Here is a 12,685-nt window from a genome sequence, read left to right as displayed (position 1 = left end):
CCTCGCGGATGAACGCCCCTTCCAGGCGGCGTTCGGGACGGGCGGCGACGGAACGCGGCAGGAGGAGGCGTCCACCGGGGGCGCGGACCGCGCCGCTTCGGTCGCCGACGCCGACGGGGACCGCGCCGCTTCGGTCGCCGACGCCGACGGGGACCGCGCCGCTTCGGTCGCCGACGCCGACGGGGACCGCGCCGCGACGGTCGCCGACGCCGACGGGGCCGTGCCCGCGTCCGGGGCGGCCGGGTCCCGTGCCGCGGTGGACGCCCGCGGGAGGCCGCGCGCGGGCGTGGACGGTGCGGAGGCGGCCGCCGACGGGGCCGCACCGGCCCCCGCGCAGGGGGCGTCCCGGTCACGTACCGCCGCATACACCCCCGGGAGGCCGCGATGAAGGCACTCGTCACCCGGCTCGACAGCTTCGGCGACGTACTGCTCGCCGGACCCGCCGTGCGGGCCGTGGCCGCCCGGGCCGACCACGTCACCATGTTGTGCGGATCGCGCGGCGCGCCCGCCGCCCGCCTGCTGCCCGGCGTGGACGAGGTGCTGGTGTGGGACGCGCCGTGGGGCGGGTTCCAGCCGCCCGACGTCAGCCGGGAGGACATCGACGCGCTCGTGGACCGGATCGACGCCGACACCGCGCTGATCCTCACCTCCTTCCACCAGTCCCCGCTGCCCACCGCCCTGGTCCTGCGCCTCGCCGGCGTCCGGCACATCGCCGCCGACAGCGTGGACTACCCCGGCTCGCTCCTCGACCTGCGCCACCAGCGCGCCCCGCACGCCCACGAGGCCGAGGCCGCGCTCGACCTCGCCGAGGCGGCCGGGTTCCCCCGCCCCGACGACGGACGGCTGCGCGTGCGCACGCCGCCCCGCGCCGACGCGCTGACCGGCCCCGACCCCTACGTCGTACTGCACCCCGGCGCCAGCGTCCCCGCCCGCGCCTGGAGCCCCGAACGCGCCGCCGAGGCCGTGCGCGAACTCTCCGCGGCCGGGCACCGCGTGCTGGTCACCGGCGGCCCCGACGAACGCGACCTCACCGCGTACGTCGCCGGCGAGCACGGCACCGACCTCGGCGGCCGCACCGAGGCCCCCGAGCTGGCCGGCGTCCTCGCGGGCGCCGCCGTCGTCGTCACCGGCAACACCGCGCCCGCCCACCTCGCCGCCGCCGTCGGCACCCCGGTCGTGTCCCTGTTCGCGCCGGTCGTACCGGCGGAGCGCTGGCGGCCGTACGGCGTCCCGTACGTCCTGCTCGGCGACCAGGACGCGCCCTGTGCCGGCAGCCGGGCCCGGGACTGCCCCGTCCCCGGCCACCCCTGCCTGAACACCGTCACGGCCACCGACGTGGCGGCCGCCGTCGAGAAACTCCTGGGGGAGGCATGAGGATCCTCATCTGGCACGTGCACGGGTCGTGGACCACGGCCTTCGTGCAGGGCCCGCACACCTACCTCGTCCCCGTCACCCCGGACCGCGGACCCGACGGCCTCGGCCGCGCCCGTACCTGGGACTGGCCCGACTCCGTCGTCGAAGTACCGCCGGAGCGGCTGCGGGACGAGCACATCGATCTCGTGATCATTCAGCGCCCGCACGAACTCGCCCTGGTCGACCAGTGGCTGGGCCGCCGCCCGCCGCTGGTGTACCTGGAGCACAACGCCCCCGACGGCCGTTCTCCTGGGGTACCCGACACCCGGCACCCCGTCGCGGACCTCCCCGACATCACCACCCTCGTCCACGTCACCCACTTCAACCGGCTGATGTGGGACGCGGGTCCGGCCGACACGACGGTCATCGAGCACGGCATCATCGACCCCGGCCACCGCTGGACCGGCGAGCTGGACCGCGCCGCAGTCGTCGTCAACGAGCCCATCCGGCGCGGGCGCACGACCGGCACGGACCTGCTCCCCGCGTTCTCCCGCGCCGCCCCGCTCGACGTCTTCGGCATGCGCACCGAAGGGCTCGCCGAGCACATCGGCGTCGACCCCGGCCGCTGCCGCACCCAGGACGTCCCCCAGAGCGACCTGCACACCGAACTGGCCCGCCGCCGCGTCTACGTCCACCCCGTCCGCTGGACCTCCCTCGGCCTGTCCCTCCTGGAGGCCATGCACCTCGGCATGCCCGTGGTCGCCCTCGCCACCACCGAGGTGACCGAGGCCGTGCCGCCCGGCGCCGGAGTGGTCTCCAACCGCATCGACGTACTGACCGACGCCGTACGCGACTTCCTCGCCGACCCGCCGCACGCGCGGACGGTCGGCGACGGCGCCCGTGCGGCGGCCCTGTCCCGCTACGGGCTGTCCCGCTTCCTGGACGACTGGGAGCGGCTGCTGAAGGAGGTGACCCGATGAGGATCGCCATGGTGTCCGAGCACGCGAGTCCGCTCGCCGCGCTCGGCGGAGTCGACGCCGGTGGACAGAACGTCTACGTGGCCCGTCTCACCGAGGAGTTGGCGGGGCGCGGCCACGACGTCACGGTCTACACCCGCCGGGACGCCGCCGGTCTGCCCGACCGGGTGCCGCTGCCCGGCGGCGCGGTCGTCGAGCACGTGCCGGCCGGGCCGCCCGCGGTCGTGCCCAAGGACGAACTGTTCCCGCACATGCCCGCCTTCGGCGCACACCTGGCCCGCGCCTGGGCCCGTGAGACGCCCGACGTGGTGCACGCCCACTTCTGGATGTCCGGCATGGCCTCCCAGATCGGCGCCCGGCCGCACGGCGTCCCCCTCGTGCAGACCTTCCACGCCCTCGGCACCGTCAAGCGGCGCCACCAGGGCATGCGGGACACCAGCCCGTACGAGCGCATCGGCATCGAACGACAGCTCGGCCGCGCCTGCGAAAGAGTCCTGGCCACCTGCACCGACGAGGTCGTCGAACTCGGCGACATGGGCGTACCGCCCCGCCAGGTGTCCGTCGTCCCCTGCGGTGTGGACGCCGAGCACTTCCACCCCACCGCCGACACCGGCCGCACCCCCGCCCGCAAGGAGCGGCACCGCCTGCTGGCCTGCGGCCGGCTCGTGCCCCGCAAGGGATACGACCAGGCCATCCGCGCCCTGGCCCAGGTCCCCGACACCGAACTCCTCATCGCGGGCGGCCCGCCCGCCGGCGGCCTCGACGCCGACCCCGAGGCACAGCGCCTGACCGCGCTCGCCCGCCGCACCGGCGTCGCCGACCGGGTCCGGCTGCTCGGCGCGGTCGACCCGGAGGACATGCCCGCCCTGCTCCGCAGCGCCGACCTGGTGCTGTGCACACCGCTCTACGAACCCTTCGGCATCGTGCCGCTGGAGGCGATGGCCTGCGGCGTGCCCGTCCTCGCCACCGATGTCGGCGGCCACCGCGACTCCGTGGCCGACGGGACCACGGGCCGTCTGGTCACCCCGCAGGACCCCGAGGCCATCGCGGACGCCGCCCGCCAACTCCTCGCCGACGAACGGCTGCGCCGCCAGTACGGCAGGAACGGCCGCGAACGCGTCCTGCGGCACTACACCTGGGCGCGCGTCGCCGACGGCGCGGAACAGGTGTACCGCCTGACCCTCGCCGACCACGCACTGTCGAAGGAGGTGGCGTGATGACCGTGCACCCGCCCGTCGTCGGGCACTGCGACGAACTCCAGGAGGCGCTCGGGGCGTTCCGCGCCTCCGCGCACATCACCGAACGCTGGGGTTCGCGGCTCGCTGCCGTCCTCTCCGGCGGCGGCCGGCTGCTGGCCGCGGGCAACGGCGGCAGCGCCGCCCAGGCGCAGCACCTGACCGCCGAACTCGTCGGCCGCTACCGCGACGACCGCCCGCCGTTCTCCGCCATCGCCCTGCACGCCGACACGTCCTCCACGACCGCCATCGCCAACGACTACGGCGTCGACGAGGTGTTCGCCCGCCAGGTCCGCGCGCACGGCCGCGACGGCGACGTGCTGATGCTGCTGTCCACCAGCGGCGCCAGCGCCAACCTGCTCTCCGCGGCCGACGCCGCCCGCGCGGCCGGCGTACGGGTGTGGGCGCTCACCGGCTGCGAGCCCAACCCGCTCATGGCGGGCAGCGACGAGTCCCTGTGCGTGGACGCCCCCTCGACGGCCACCGTCCAGGAGATCCACCTGGTCGCCGTGCACATGATCTGCGCGGCCTTCGACGCCGCCCTGGAACGGGGTGTACGGCGTGTACGTGGCAAGGGAACGCGGAGGTGACCGGACGCATGGCTGACAGGACCCGGACCCCCCTGGTCGTGGTCGGCGACGCCCTGCTGGACCGCGACCTGACCGGCTCCGCCGACCGGCTGGCGCCCGACGCGCCGGTCCCGGTCGTATCGGAGTGCGCCGAGCGCGTACGCCCCGGCGGCGCCGCGCTCGCCGCGTACCTCGCCGCCCGCGACGGCCGCGAGGTCACACTGATCACGGGCGCGGGCGACGACCCGGCCGGCCTGGCCCTGCGCGAACTCCTCGACCCCTGGCTGACCCTGATCCCGCTCCCCCTCACCGGAACGCTGGCCGAGAAGACCCGCGTCCTGGCGCAGGACCGCCCCGTCGTCCGCCTCGACCGCGGCGGCGGCCGGGCCCGCGAGGCCACGGACGAGGCCCGCGCCGCACTGCGCTCCGCCCGGGCCGTCCTGGTCTCCGACTACGGCCGCGGTACGGCGGACGCCCTGCGGGACGTACTGGCCGCACGCCCGCCGCTGGTCTGGGACCCGCACCCGCGCGGAGGCCCGCCGGTGCCCGGCACCCGGCTGGTGACACCGGCCGAGAAGGAGGCGCACGGCTTCGCACCGCGCGACGGCCACCCGGGCGGGGGCCTGCGCGCCGCCGCGCTCAACGCCGCCGCCCTCGTACGCGACTGGCGGGTGGCCGCGGTGACGGTGACCCTCGGCTCCCGAGGCGCCCTCCTGTCCTACGGCGAACACCCTCTGCTCGTCCCCGCACCCGCCGCCCACCACGGCGACTCCTGCGGCGCGGGGGACCGGTTCGCCGCCACCGCAGCCGGGCTGCTCGCCGACGGGGCGCTGGTGGGGGAGGCCGTCGAGGGCGCGGTGGGCGCCGCGACGGCGTTCGTCGCCGCGGGCGGCGCGGGCGCCCTGCCCCCCGCCGGCACCGGCCCCGCGTCACCCTCCTCGCCCGACACCGACGACCCGCACGCCCTGGCCGCCCGCATCCGCGCCCAGCACGGCACGGTGGTCGCCGCGGGCGGCTGCTTCGACCTGCTGCACGCCGGGCACGTCGGCCTCCTCCAGGCCGCCCGGCGGCTCGGCGACTGCCTGGTCGTCTGCGTCAACTCCGACGCCTCCGTCCAGCGCCGCAAGGGCGACGGCCGCCCCGTCAACCCCCTCGCCGACCGCGTCCGCGTGCTGCGCGCCCTGGCCTGCGTCGACGCGGTCGCCGTCTTCGACGAGGACACCCCCGAACGCCTCCTCGGCGACCTGCGCCCCGACGTCTGGGTCAAGGGCGGCGACTACGCGGGCGCGGACCTCCCCGAGGCCGCCCTCCTCCAGGAATGGGGCGGCCAGGCCGTCCTCCTGCCCTACCTGGACGGCCGCTCCTCCACGGCCCTGATGGCCCGGGCCGCGGAGGGGGTGCGATGACCCCCGACACCCCGGCCAGGGGGCGCGGCCGGGCCGCCGCCCCACCGCCCGCCGGTGACCTGCCGGCGAACGGCACCACGTCCCGGACCTCGACCGACGGCCCGGTGACGGGCGACCCCGTACCTCCGCCGTCCGCCGGGACGGGGAGTGGTGGGCCGGGTGCGGGCTGCCGGCCGGCCGCGTCGCTCGCCGGTGATGCGACGCCCCCGGCATCCGCCGGCCGTGCCGGGGCGGGTGGCTCCGCGCCCCCTGTGACCGCCGGCGGCCTTGTCGCCCGGGGTCCCGTGCATGCGCCGCCCGCCGGGACGGCGCGTGGTGGGCCAGGTGTGGCTGCTGGTGGAGGTCGCGGGGGTGCGGAGCCTGCCGCGGGTGCGGACCCTGCTTCGGGTGCGGCTGCGGGCGCGGACCCCGCCGCGGGTGCGGAGGACACGACGCCTTCGGCGCCTGCGGGCGGGGCGGAGGGGGCTGACCCCGTGCCCGCGACGTCCGCCGGTGGGCCCGTGATGGGCGACTGCGTGCCGGTGACGTCTGCTGGTGGGCTGGTGATGGGCGACTGCGTGCCGGTGACGTCGGCTGGTGGGCTGGTGATGGGCGACTGTGTGCCGGTGACGTCGGCTGGTGGGCTGGTGATGGGCGACTGCGTGCCCGTGACGTCTGCTGGTGGGCTGGTGATGGGCGACTGCGTGCCCGTGACGTCGGCTGGTGGGCTCGTGATGGGCGACTGTGTGCCGGTGACGTCGGCTGGTGGGCTCGTGATGGGCGACTGCGTGCCCGTGACGTCTGCTGGTGGGCTCGTGATGGGCGACTGCGTGCCCGTGACGTCCGCTGGTGGGCTCGTGATGGGCGACTGCGTGCCGGTGACGTCTGCTGGTGGGCTCGTGATGGGCGACTGCGTGCCGGCGACGTCCGCTGGTGGGCTCGTGACGGGCGGCCCCGTGCATCCGCCCTCCGCCGGGATGGCGCACCCGCCCGACGTCGGGCCGGCGTACGCCGACTCGGACGCGGTGCCGGGCAGCGGGCCGGGGGAGCAGGAGGCCCGTGGCGGGGCGCGGCCCCGGGTGCTTGTGCTGCGGGCGCTCGGGCTCGGGGACCTGTTGGCCGGGGTGCCCGCGCTGCGCGCGCTGCGTCGGGCGTACCCCGGGCACGAGCTGGTGCTGGCCACCCCCGCCGAGCTGGCGCCCGTCGTCGCGGCGACCGGCGCCGTGGACCGGCTGCTGCCCGCCGCCGAACCCGGCCGTGCCGTCCCGCGCACCCTCGACTGGGCCGGACCGCCCCCCGACGTCGCCGTCGACCTGCACGGCAACGGACCGCCCAGCCACCGCCTGCTGACGCGCCTGCGCCCGCTGAAGCTCCTGGCGTTCGCGCACCCGGAGACGCCGGAGGTCGACGGGCCGCCCTGGTACGCCGAGGAGCACGAGCGCGACCGGTGGTGCCGGCTGCTGCGGGCGTACGGCATCGACGCCGACCCGGCCGACCTGCGGCTGCCGCGCCCGGCCGCACCGTCCCCCGCCCCCGGCGCCGTCGTCCTGCACCCCGGCGCCGGCGCCCCCTCCCGGCGCTGGCCCGTAGAACGGTACGCGGCCGTCGCGGAAGCGCTGCGCGCACGGGGGCGCCGGGTCGTCGTCACCGGGGGAGCGGACGAGGGAGACCTGGTGGCCCGGCTGGCCAAGCTCGCCCACCTGCCCGACACGGACGTGTTCGGCGGCGGCCTGCCCCACGACCGGTTCTCCGCCCTGGTGGCCCAAGCCCGCGCCGTCGTCAGCGGCGACACCGGCATCGCCCACCTCGCCGTCGCCCACGCCACGCCCTCCGTCACCCTGTTCGGCCCGGTCCCGCCCAGTCGCTGGGGCCCGCCCGACCACCCCCGGCACCGTGCCCTGTGGCACCCGGGCCCCGACGGCGACCACGGCGACCCGCACGGCCACGAGACCGACCCCGCGCTGCTGCGGATCACCACCGACGACGTCCTGGACGCACTCGACGCCCTGGACGCCCTGGGAGAGGCACCATGAACCACGCCACGAACCGCGGTCGGTCCAGCACCCGCGAACGGCCCCGCGCCGACCCCACGAAACCCGCCCCCGTCGGCATCGTCATCGCCACCCGCAACCGTTCCGCGAGCCTCGCCGTCACCGTGCGGCACCTGCGCGCCCTGCCCGAGCGGCCCGAGATCCTCGTCGTCGACAACGCCTCCACCGACGACACCCGCGCCATGCTGGCCCGCGACTTCCCGCAGGTCCGCGTCCTCTCCCTGCCGTTCAACCGCGGCGCCCTCGCCCGCACCCACGGCGTCCGCGCCCTCGACACCCCGTACGTGGCGTTCAGCGACGACGACTCCTGGTGGGCGCCCGGCGCCCTGCGCGCCGCCGCCCGGCACTTCGACGAGCACCCCCGGCTCGGCCTGCTCTCCGCCCGCACCCTCGTCGGTCCCGCCGACGCCGCGGACCCCCTCAACGACCTGCTCGCCGACTCCCCCCTCGGCCCGGCCACCGACCTGCCCGGCACCCAGGTGCTCGGCTTCCTCGGCTGCGCCGCCGTCACCCGCCGCACGGCCTACCTCGACGCGGGCGGCTACCACCCCCTGCTCTTCTTCGGTGCCGAGGAGACCCTCCTCGCCTACGACCTGGCCGCCCGCGGCTGGGGCGTCACGCACTGCCCCGACGTGACCGCCCACCACCACCCGGACCCCGGTCCCCGTACCGACCGCCCGGCCGTCGTGCGCCGCAACGAACTGCTCACCGCCTGGCTGCGCCGCTCCCTCCCGCACGCGCTGGCCCGCACCCGTGCGCTCGCCGCCGACGCCCGCCACGACCCGCACGCCCGGCGCGCGCTGCGCGAGACGCTCACCCGCCTGCCCGCCGCCCTGCGCGCCCGCCGGCCCCTGCCCCCGCACGTGGAACGCGCCGCACGCCTCCTCGACGGAGCAGCGGGAGCAGACGGAGCAGACGGAGCGGACGGAGCGACCTCATGAGCGACACCCGGACCACCGTCGTCGTCATCACCCACAACCGGCGCCCGGAACTCCTGCGCACCCTGGACCGCCTCGCCGAACTCCCGGAAAAGCCCCCGGTGATCGTCACCGACAACGCCTCCACCGACGGCACCGCCTCCGCCGTCGCCCGCCACCACCCGCGCGTACGGCTCCTGCGCCCCGGCCGCAACCTCGGCGCCGTCGGCCGCAACCTGGCGGTCCGCCAGGTCCGCACGCCCTACGTCGCCTTCTGCGACGACGATTCCTGGTGGGCGCCGGGCTCCCTGGCCGGGGCCGCCGACCTGCTCGACCGTCACCCGGCGGTCGGCTCGGTCACCGCCCGCATCCTCGTCGAACCCGACGGCACCGAGGACCCGATCGTCAAGGAACTGCGCGACTCGCCCGTGCCCAGCCCGGACTGGCTCCCGGGACCGGCCCTCGGGTCCTTCCTGGCCGCCGCGACCGTGCTGCGCACCGACGCCTTCCGCGCCGCGGGCGGCTTCCACCCCAGACTGTGGCTGGGTGGCGAGGAGGAACTGCTCGCGGCCGACCTGGCGACGAACGGCTGGTGGCTGACGTACGCCGACCACCTGACGATCCATCACCACCCCTCCAAGGCGAGGGACTCGACGCTGCGGCGGGCGCACGGCATCCGCAACACCCTGTGGTTCACCTGGCTGCGCCGCCCGGCCGGTCCGGCCCTGCGCCGCACCCTCCACCTGGCCCGCACGGTCCCGCGCGACACCGCGTCGCTGCGCGCCTTCGCGGAGGCGACGGCCGCCCTGCCGTGGGTGCTGCGCGAACGCCGGGTGCTGCCGCCGGAGGTCGAGGCCCGCCTGCGCTCACTGGAACCCGCCCAACGCGACTCGACGGCCCGCAGCTACACGGGCTGACGAACGCGACACGACGCGACCGCCCGCCTCCCCGACCCGCCGTCCCTCTCCTAACCCTCCGTCCACCGGCACAGCAACCGGAACGCCGCGAACAGCGTCACCGGCCACACCGCGGCGAAGGCCCAGATCACGCCGGGCTCGGACGTGACGATGCCGGTGACCATCAGGGTCACCGACAGTGCGAGCAGCAGGAGGACGGTCAGGGTACGCGGGCGGTACGCGGCCAGGCGGCCCAGGTCGGGGCGGCGGCCGAGCCGCAGCGTGCGCAGGCGCCTGTCCAGCCGGCGGTCGCGGCGCAGCGCCCGTTCGACCTCGTCGAGTATGCGCTGTTCGTGATCGGGGAGTCGGCCGATGCTCACGACGATGTCTCCTCCCGGGGGCGGACCGACGGCTCCCCGAGTGCCCGCGCGGCCGGCGAACTAACCGGCCGACCGCACCCCCGGCGCCTCCAGCGCCCGCAGGAGACCGTCCGCGGCGTCCGCGGCCGCGTCCGCCGCCCGGAACCCGGCACCGATCCGCCGTGCCTCCTCCCGTCCGCCGGTCAGGCACCAGTCCCACCAGTGCTCCAGCACGTCCGCCGCCGGCCGCTCGGCGGCCACCAGCGCCGGCCAGCCGCAGGCACGGGCCTGCGCCGTCACCTTCGCGCCGCCCGCGACCGGGTCGACCGCCAGTGCCGGCGTCCCGGCGCGCAGCGCCAGGACCAGCCCGTGCAGCCGGTCGGTGACGACCAGGTCCAGCCGGGCCAGTACCGCCTCCAACTGGGCCGGCGTGCCGCACAGCCGCCAGTCGTGCGCGTCGAGCCGTGTCTCCAGCTCCAGCCGGGCGCAGTCCTTGCCGGCCAGCCAGCGCGTCAGCCCCGCGGCGACCTCCTCGTGCCGCCGCCGCCCCCCGTACTCGTGCTGTCCGTGGGTGAGCACCACCCCGACGACGGGCCGGGCGGGCGACGCGGGTGCGCGGGCCGCGAGATCCAGGGTCGGCACGGCGCCGGCGGTGTCCCGGGCCAGCACCTCGTGGAAGCCCGTGACGGCCGGGGAGCCGGGGTCGACGACGGAGACGCCGACGGCGATCCGCACACAGTGCGCGAACCGCCGGTGCAACTCCTCGACCTGCGGCCCGTGCGCCGGCCCGCACACGAAGACCAGCCGGGAGTACGCCGCCGGGTCCACGTCCGCGAAGTGCGGCCCGTCCGCCCGGAACCCCGGGCTCCATACGACGTCGTACGCGAGCCCCGCGTCCCGCAGCACCTCCTCCACCCGCCGCAGCGCCAGCACGTCCCCGGCGGTCGCCTCCCCGTGCAGGAAGCTGAACCAGCCGGTCACCAGGGTCTTGTCTCGTCCGTGCACAGTGCGCACGGGTGCCCCGGCGCCGGCGCGGCAATCACCGCCGGTGGCCGGTCAGCGCTTGACCACCGACTCGAAGGCGTCGCGCACGTTCGCGTCCGAGGGCGTGACGGACTGCTGCGACGGCGGGCTGCCGTAGTACGAGATGAGGTACGGGCAGCTGGTGCCGCTGATCTGCAGCTTGCGGTCGGTCACGAGCTTCCCCGTCCGCAGCGCGTAGGCCTTCACCCGGACCTCGACCTTGTGGAAGGTGACGCTGCGGATTCGTTGGTCGTCGTCCCGGTACTGGCAGGTCTCGACGGTGTTCCCCACGCCCGCCGAGTCCACGCACACCACCAGCGCCGCCTTGGCCGCGTCGGAGGCGTGCCACCCGTCCGGCAGTTTGTCCGTGTACTCGCTGTCGCCCACGAACAGGGCGCGGTTCGTGCCCTTGCGGTAGGCGGGTGCCTGCGAGTACTTCGCGGGTTCCCGGCAGTACCCGGAGTTCATGCCGTCCGCCGCCGTCACCAGCTCCCTGACGTGGTCCAGTTCGATGGCCAGACCGGCCTTCCTGACCCCCTTGCGAGCGGCCTCCGCGCGGTCGTCGCCGGGGTGCTCGTCGAGCAGCCGCCGGTAGCGGTCGCGCGCGTCCGCCCACTCCCCGTCGGTCATGAGGGTGTCGGCGCACTCCATCAGCGCCTCGGGCGCTATCCGGGCCGCGGTGGCGGAGGACGGGCCGTCCAGGCTCTTCGGCCCGCTCTCGCGGTCGCGCAGCCAGTCCGCGATCCGGATGGTCCGGCAGCCGTCGTCGGTGGGCAGCTGCCCGAGGAAGCGTTTCAGGGTCGTGCCGACCGTCTGCTCGTTGCCGGGCTCGTCGAGGACCGTGCCGAGCCGTCCGAAGCCGGCCTCCAGCATCTCCAGGTCACCGGTGAGCCCGCCGCTCAGATAGCCCGCCGCCGTGTCCAGGCGCTCGCACGTCTCGACCTCCGTGTCGCCGCGGGCGGCCACCGGGGCGGCGGCCAGCCGGTGGCCGGGACCCACCCTGTCCTGGGCGGCCACCACGGCCACGCAGTCCCCGTCCTCGCGGGCCTCGGTGACGGCGTCCTCGATCCCGTGGGCGTCGAAGCGCAGCCACCCGGCGGTCGCCAGCACCGGGAGGGCGAGGGCGAGCGCGAGCACCCGCTGTCCGCGCCGGGGGCCCGCCGCCGGATTGCGCCGCGCCAGCCACAGGCCGTGCGCGACGACCACCGCCCACCACAGCAGCAGGAGCAGCTCGCACCACGTCTCGGCCTTCGAGACCGTCAGCCACACCAGCGCGCCGGTGACCACCGCGGCGCCCCAGAACAGCCCCCGCCGTCCCAGGATCAGGTAGCCCGCGCCGAGCAGTGAGGCGTTGCCGACGGCGACGGCGAGCGGATCGGGCTCCCGCGGTTCACGCGGCGGCGCGGGCGGCCAGTACTCCGGTTCGGGCAATTCGGACTCGGGGTACTCCGGCTCGTCGTACGGCGGCTGGGTCATGCCTCGCTCCCCTCGCCGTCCTGCCGGGCACGGACGTACGCCTCGGCGGCGGGCGCGTACAGCAGGAACAGCCCCGGGACCGCCAGAACCGCGGCCACCAGGAGGATGAGGCCGCCGTACAGCGGGTCGACGAGCGCGAACGGGGCCGCCAGCAGCAGGGTCAGCACGGTCAGACAGGCGGCCGTGGTGCGCGCGACCCGCCGCCCGCGGCCGGCCCGGACCGCGAACCAGACGCAGGCGAGCCAGAGCGCGGACATCAGCGTCCGCGTCTGCGCCTGCGGGTCGGTCGTCCCCGCGACGGCGGCCGTCAGGGTCCCCAGCGCCAGCAGGACCACGGCCAGCGTGACGCTGGCCGGTCGGCGAGTGGTGGCGGGAGTCATCGGATCACTTCCCTCGTGTGCCTTTCCCCGAAGCGGGCGAAGTGGGTGCGGGGTGGCACGGCCG

At 76.4% G+C, this 12,685-nt stretch carries 12 protein-coding genes; 8 read left to right on the top strand and 4 right to left on the bottom strand.

All coding sequences use genetic code 11. The features are described 5' to 3' along the window. Positions 1–384: 384 nt before the first annotated feature. From ACFCZF_RS16730 to ACFCZF_RS16695, 8 genes are all read left to right on the top strand, one after another. A complete protein-coding gene (locus tag ACFCZF_RS16730) occupies positions 385–1,374 on the top strand; it encodes a glycosyltransferase family 9 protein (RefSeq protein ID WP_376672283.1) in 990 nt (329 codons plus the stop codon). After that, the gene (locus tag ACFCZF_RS16725) at positions 1,371–2,333 is read left to right on the top strand and encodes a glycosyltransferase (protein ID WP_376672282.1); all 963 of its coding nucleotides are present in this window, start codon (positions 1,371–1,373) and stop codon (positions 2,331–2,333) included. The genes ACFCZF_RS16730 and ACFCZF_RS16725 overlap by 4 nt, the downstream gene beginning before the upstream one ends. Then, positions 2,330–3,547, top strand: a complete 1,218-nt coding sequence (locus tag ACFCZF_RS16720; protein ID WP_376672281.1) for a glycosyltransferase family 4 protein — start codon at positions 2,330–2,332, stop codon at positions 3,545–3,547. Before ACFCZF_RS16725 ends, ACFCZF_RS16720 begins: the two co-directional genes overlap by 4 nt. Continuing rightward, positions 3,547–4,155 carry an SIS domain-containing protein gene (locus ACFCZF_RS16715; RefSeq protein ID WP_375911660.1) on the top strand — a complete coding sequence of 203 codons (609 nt, stop codon included), beginning with the start codon at positions 3,547–3,549 and terminating at the stop codon, positions 4,153–4,155. The genes ACFCZF_RS16720 and ACFCZF_RS16715 overlap by 1 nt, the downstream gene beginning before the upstream one ends. Positions 4,156–4,163: 8 nt before the next feature. Continuing rightward, positions 4,164–5,540 (top strand): D-glycero-beta-D-manno-heptose 1-phosphate adenylyltransferase, encoded by a 1,377-nt coding sequence (rfaE2, locus tag ACFCZF_RS16710; RefSeq protein WP_376672280.1) that lies wholly within the window; start codon positions 4,164–4,166, stop codon positions 5,538–5,540. A 956-nt stretch (positions 5,541–6,496) separates the two neighbouring features. Further along, on the top strand, positions 6,497–7,552 hold the full coding sequence (locus tag ACFCZF_RS16705; protein ID WP_376672351.1) for a glycosyltransferase family 9 protein: 1,056 nt from the start codon (positions 6,497–6,499) through the stop codon (positions 7,550–7,552). Further along, positions 7,549–8,511, top strand: a complete 963-nt coding sequence (locus ACFCZF_RS16700; RefSeq protein WP_376672279.1) for a glycosyltransferase family 2 protein — start codon at positions 7,549–7,551, stop codon at positions 8,509–8,511. The genes ACFCZF_RS16705 and ACFCZF_RS16700 overlap by 4 nt, the downstream gene beginning before the upstream one ends. After that, entirely contained in the window at positions 8,508–9,404 is an 897-nt protein-coding gene (locus ACFCZF_RS16695) for a glycosyltransferase family 2 protein (RefSeq protein WP_376672278.1), read from the top strand. The genes ACFCZF_RS16700 and ACFCZF_RS16695 overlap by 4 nt, the downstream gene beginning before the upstream one ends. A gap of 50 nt (positions 9,405–9,454) precedes the next feature. Here the strand turns inward: ACFCZF_RS16695 and ACFCZF_RS16690 are convergent, their stop codons facing one another. From ACFCZF_RS16690 to ACFCZF_RS16675, 4 genes are read right to left on the bottom strand one after another with little or no spacing between them, the layout of a single operon-like run. Then, the gene (locus ACFCZF_RS16690; RefSeq protein WP_375911652.1) at positions 9,455–9,763 is read right to left on the bottom strand and encodes a DUF3040 domain-containing protein; all 309 of its coding nucleotides are present in this window, start codon (positions 9,761–9,763) and stop codon (positions 9,455–9,457) included. A gap of 60 nt (positions 9,764–9,823) precedes the next feature. Then, positions 9,824–10,747, bottom strand: coding sequence for a polysaccharide pyruvyl transferase family protein (locus tag ACFCZF_RS16685; RefSeq protein ID WP_376672277.1), 924 nt, complete (start codon positions 10,745–10,747; stop codon positions 9,824–9,826). A gap of 51 nt (positions 10,748–10,798) precedes the next feature. Beyond that, positions 10,799–12,241: a tol-pal system YbgF family protein gene (locus ACFCZF_RS16680; RefSeq protein ID WP_376672276.1), complete on the bottom strand. Its 1,443-nt coding sequence runs from the start codon at positions 12,239–12,241 to the stop codon at positions 10,799–10,801. Further along, the gene (locus tag ACFCZF_RS16675; RefSeq protein ID WP_376672275.1) at positions 12,238–12,621 is read right to left on the bottom strand and encodes a hypothetical protein; all 384 of its coding nucleotides are present in this window, start codon (positions 12,619–12,621) and stop codon (positions 12,238–12,240) included. The genes ACFCZF_RS16680 and ACFCZF_RS16675 overlap by 4 nt, the downstream gene beginning before the upstream one ends. Positions 12,622–12,685: the final 64 nt, after the last annotated feature.

Origin of the sequence: Streptomyces sp. NPDC056296, assembly GCF_042268605.1 — a bacterium.
Taxonomy (GTDB): domain Bacteria; phylum Actinomycetota; class Actinomycetes; order Streptomycetales; family Streptomycetaceae; genus Streptomyces.
Note: the sequence above shows the minus strand (reverse complement) of the source record. Positions and strands in the feature narration are given on the sequence as shown.

What these genes read in the sequence shown, in the direction of transcription:
- ACFCZF_RS16675 (WP_376672275.1), bottom strand. Translation starts at nt 12,621, where the DNA reads ATGACTCCCGCCACCACTCGCCGACCGGCCAGCGTCACGCTGGCCGTG.
- ACFCZF_RS16700 (WP_376672279.1), top strand. Translation starts at nt 7,549, where the DNA reads ATGAACCACGCCACGAACCGCGGTCGGTCCAGCACCCGCGAACGGCCC.
- ACFCZF_RS16715 (WP_375911660.1), top strand. Translation starts at nt 3,547, where the DNA reads ATGACCGTGCACCCGCCCGTCGTCGGGCACTGCGACGAACTCCAGGAG.
- ACFCZF_RS16695 (WP_376672278.1), top strand. Translation starts at nt 8,508, where the DNA reads ATGAGCGACACCCGGACCACCGTCGTCGTCATCACCCACAACCGGCGC.
- ACFCZF_RS16705 (WP_376672351.1), top strand. Translation starts at nt 6,497, where the DNA reads ATGGCGCACCCGCCCGACGTCGGGCCGGCGTACGCCGACTCGGACGCG.
- ACFCZF_RS16720 (WP_376672281.1), top strand. Translation starts at nt 2,330, where the DNA reads ATGAGGATCGCCATGGTGTCCGAGCACGCGAGTCCGCTCGCCGCGCTC.
- ACFCZF_RS16725 (WP_376672282.1), top strand. Translation starts at nt 1,371, where the DNA reads ATGAGGATCCTCATCTGGCACGTGCACGGGTCGTGGACCACGGCCTTC.
- ACFCZF_RS16730 (WP_376672283.1), top strand. Translation starts at nt 385, where the DNA reads ATGAAGGCACTCGTCACCCGGCTCGACAGCTTCGGCGACGTACTGCTC.
- ACFCZF_RS16680 (WP_376672276.1), bottom strand. Translation starts at nt 12,241, where the DNA reads ATGACCCAGCCGCCGTACGACGAGCCGGAGTACCCCGAGTCCGAATTG.
- rfaE2 (WP_376672280.1), top strand. Translation starts at nt 4,164, where the DNA reads ATGGCTGACAGGACCCGGACCCCCCTGGTCGTGGTCGGCGACGCCCTG.